This window comes from Acinetobacter sp. Li1LvA2, from assembly GCF_056156705.1.
This window is the reverse complement of sequence record NZ_JBSICF010000019.1, coordinates 1-3,589: the sequence shown is the minus strand read 5'-3', so window position 1 is coordinate 3,589 and position 3,589 is coordinate 1. Positions and strand designations below refer to the sequence as shown.

1 protein-coding gene is annotated in these 3,589 nt (G+C 40.3%); it reads left to right on the top strand.

Annotation, left to right across the window (positions count from 1 at the left end):
• Positions 1-43 precede the first annotated feature (43 nt).
• Positions 44-3,589: RHS repeat domain-containing protein (locus tag ACS604_RS18880; protein WP_474772634.1), on the top strand; the 3,546-nt coding region annotated here is incomplete at its 3' end.

Below are 3,589 nucleotides of genomic sequence, written 5' to 3'. Positions count from 1 at the left end.
CTATAGCTATAGTTATAGCACTAGTGATGCGACAGGTAAGGTAGTGGACAGTGGTACTGGGGCGATCAAGCGCTCTGTGAATGTGGTGGATGTATTCTCAGGCGGAAGCGTAAGTGCCAATCCGACTGCCACGGCTACGGGTAACAGTGTGGCGAACACCATGGGCGTGGTGGCAGTTGATGTATTTAATGATTATAAATTACCGATTACCTTGATAGGCAATAAAGGAGAAAAAGTTACTGACAGTACCGACAAGCACGAAACTTGGGTTACGGTTTATTATGAAGAAGGGATTGTATTAGAAAAAATTCAGGTTGCTCTTCCATCACAGTTAAAAGGCTTTGGGGATGGTAACTTTGAGGTTGAGTTAAGCATTGATGGGCAGGTGTATAAAAAGAGTGTTGCCTCAGGCAGCAGTCTGGTCGAGATTGCGCTGGATAAAAATACCGATAAATTCCTAGGTGGAAAAGACTATAGCGTCAAGATTTATAAACGGACTTCGGCGACTACAACTGAGCTGGTGATGAATACCACCAATAAGGTGACCGATAAGATCGCATCTTCAATTGCGAGGAAATCACGTTGGAGTGAGCAGCCTCCATTGTATTATGCAGAGATTGGACAGTTATTAATCTGGGAACCTAGAATAATTGAACAGGAAGGCACCTTAAATAATTATAGTCAGTTAATGATGAAGAATATCCCGACCGGGACCAGTCGGGTTGAGGTGAAATACAAGGTTGCTGGGGCAAGTCAGTGGAGTACCTTAACCAATAGTGCTGCGTTATATAATAATACTGCTGGGTGGTACAAAGCCGGGTTAAATACGTTAGAGAATAATACGTTATATGACTATCAATATCTGGCGTATAGCGCGAAGGGAGACATCTTAGGGGGTGGTCAGGGTGTTATTAATACTGCACTGAATCAGGCTACGATCACCCAGAAGGCACTGGCTGCTACAGATTTGCCGAATGTTTATATAGACAAAAAAGAAACGGTGAATAATAAACAAGACTCTATAAGCTCTATATTACATACAGATTTAATAGATTTTAGTATGGAGCCATTTGGATATGATTTAAATAGAAATGAACGTCATTTTAGAGTTAACTATAATTTTAAAAGTGACCTTATTAGTCGCTATGGAGATGGTGAGCTGAGTTTGAGCTTGAAAGATCTGGTGACTGGGAAGATTTTTAGAGAGGTTAAACTAAATAAATCTCCTGATTCTAATATTTCACCAGCAACATTTGAAATCTATGCAGATGAGTTTGATTCTGTTGCAGTTAATAATATTCTTCAGTTTGAGGTTAATTTATTTTTAAATAATAAATTAATCTCTAAGAGATTGGATGATGTTGAGTTACAGGTGATACCTTATTATGCTCAAGTTCCTAAATACAGTTATAAAATAAATAATAAATATGGTCAGTTAGTCGGTGCCATTGAAAATTTGGGAGAAAATAATCCTTATAGATCTTTTAAGTTAAAATATACATTTGAAAACAACTTTGTTAAGCAGTTTGGAACTAATAAATTCGCTTTCTCTATAACTGACACATTAGGGCGAAATTTTAATAAGGTTTCACAAATTACTTCAGTTGAAAATAATAATGGTAGTACCACACTGGAAATTGAAATATCTAGACAGGAGTACGATGATCTACAAAACAATGGTTCAATTTTATTATATGTAAATTTTTTATCTATGATAGATGGGGCTTTTGTAAGTGTTGTAAATGGACTCCAGGGAATAAGTTTTAGTAGATATATAAAAGATTATTCTTATTATGATAATGTGTATAATATAATTGATAGTGATGTGGGTAAGCTAGAGTATAGAAGACAGCTTTCTCTTGCAATTAATAGTCAGCCAGTTAATACAAAAGATTTGTTTTTTTACTATAGAGAATTAGGTACTAATAATAGTTATTCTGTTTTGAAGGCCTCTCCATTAAGTGATATATATGGAGGATTAATTCCTGGAAGATTTCAATTAGATGTTGATTCAGTTTTAAATCCTTTAAAGAAATATGAAATCCAGTATGTCGCTTTAGCGGGTAAAGATATTGTCAACCGCCAACAGGGTACCATTGAATTTACCAGTGCTGGCATGCAGGTGAATACCACTCCACTCAATTATGGTGGAGATGGTTTTGTTTTATTTAGTGGAACTGATGTCCAGTTTATTGACCAATTTAAACCGGTAACCAGTGCATCTACCTCTGCCAAGTTAAAAATCCGAAAAGTCGGCACGACTGTCTGGGAACAATTTGCTTTAACAGGAACTTCGGATTGGTTTAGCTGGAATGGAAATCAAGGTCGAGATGGGGAATATGAGTTTCAGCTAGATTCATTTAATGGCACCACCCAAACCACACCATCGGGCAGTATCATTGGTAAATTGCGCTTGGGTAGTCAGCCTAAAGTCCTGAGTTATATCCCTAAATCTTTTGCGCAGAACCAGATTACCTTGGCAGGGCAACCTAGCGGCAGCAGTAAAGTGACTGTTAAATATGGTATAGCCGCAGGTTTGCTGAATAAAACTGCAGTATTAACCGTAGGAAGTGATGGTAAAGCTATTCTGGATGCCACCGATCTTGCCGAACAGAACCTGTTGGGCAGTACTACAGTTTACTATAGCTATGAAACCACTGATGCAAACGGCAAACTGCTTAACCGTGCGACAGGCTATGTCAATGTTGGGGTGGGTGCCGGTTCAGGCCAACACACTAACCAGCTGAATGACAGCTGGCTTGACTTCCAGCCTGCGCAGAACAACGGTAGCAAGATGGAGTTGTTCTACCGTAAACGTCAGGTTGATGCCAGCGGGAACTTTGTTTCCGATCTGGTCAGTGCCGATATTAACAGCGATGCCTACTGGGCCAGCAGTAACCAGTTCCAGAAAGTCAGTATCACTTCTTCAAATGGGATCTATCGCTGGAACCTAAATGATCTGGTGCCAAAGTCAGGCTTTGAAAACTATGAGTACTTCTACCAGCTCTATGACAGTGCAGGCAAGGTAATTGCTTTTGTACCGGGTAAGCTCAGCATTGACAGTAAGGGTAACGGTAGTAGCCAGCAAAACAAGTGGGTGATTAACGGATCCGGTGACCGTGCCAGCCAGATTGTTAAATCACAGGCCTATAATGCCTTTGGTGAAATCATCAGTGAAACCGATGGGAATGGTAATACCAGTAGCCTGAGCTACAACACTATGGGTAAACTGACCAAGAAGGTTCTCCCTACAGTGGATATCCGTAAGTCAGATGGTACGGTTACACAAGGTACCCCAACCCTTGAATATGGCTATGACTTAAGTGGCCGCTTACTGACCAGTAAAGATGCCAATGGCAACATCAACAAGCAAAGTTACTTAAACGGGCGTAACCTTGAAACCGGGGACTGGCTGGTTGAGAAAGAAACCCATGCCGATACGGGTGAGGTCAGTAATTTATATGATGTCTATGGCAACCTGATTGAACAGTCCAATGCACTGGGCGTTAAAACGGGTTATAGCTACGATATCAATGGCAACCTGATCCAGATCACCCGTGCAGCACGAACTACGGGAACTGTAGGTGCG